2 pseudogenes are annotated in these 643 nt (G+C 63.3%); both read left to right on the top strand.

Features of this window, described 5'->3' with window-relative positions:
* Positions 1 to 336 (top strand): annotated as a pseudogene (locus tag ABE528_RS27325) (electron transfer flavoprotein subunit beta/FixA family protein); the annotation flags it as partial.
* Positions 333 to 643 (top strand): annotated as a pseudogene (locus tag ABE528_RS27320) (electron transfer flavoprotein subunit alpha/FixB family protein); the annotation flags it as partial. The pseudogenes ABE528_RS27325 and ABE528_RS27320, both read left to right, overlap by 4 nt.

The raw sequence follows: 643 nt of genomic DNA, 5'->3' as shown, positions 1-643 counted from the left end.
GGCACCTTCGCCTCCAAGGTCGAAGTCGCTGGCGACAAGCTCAACGTCACCCGTGAAATCGACGGCGGCCTGCAGACCGTTGCGCTGAACCTGCCAGCCATCGTCACCACCGACCTGCGCCTGAACGAGCCACGCTACGCGTCGCTGCCGAACATCATGAAGGCCAAGAAGAAGCCGCTGGAGACCGTCACTCCAGACGCGCTGGGCGTGTCCCTCGCCTCCACCACCAAGACCCTGAAAGTCGAAGCGCCGGCTGCCCGCAGCGCTGGCATCAAGGTCAAATCGGTGGCCGAACTGGTCGAGAAACTGAAGAACGATGCGAAGGTGATCCAATGACTGTCCTGGTTGTCGCTGACCTTCTACAAGGTCCTGAGAACGGTGCCGTAGCCCCGGCCACCCTGAACACCGTCGCCGCTGCCGCCAAGATCGGTGGTGATATCCACGTGCTGGTCGCTGGCGCAAACGTCGGTGGCGTCGCCGAATCCGCTGCCAAGATCGCTGGTGTGGCCAAGGTGCTGGTTGCCGATAACGCTGCCTACGCCCACGCCCTGCCGGAAAACGTCGCGCCACTGATCAAAGAGCTGGCAGCCGGCTACAGCCATGTGCTGGCCCCGGCCACCACCAACGGCAAGAACATCCTGCC

This window comes from Pseudomonas sp. TWI628 (assembly GCF_039673865.1).
Taxonomy (GTDB): domain Bacteria; phylum Pseudomonadota; class Gammaproteobacteria; order Pseudomonadales; family Pseudomonadaceae; genus Aquipseudomonas.
Note: the sequence above shows the minus strand (reverse complement) of the source record. Positions and strands in the feature narration are given on the sequence as shown.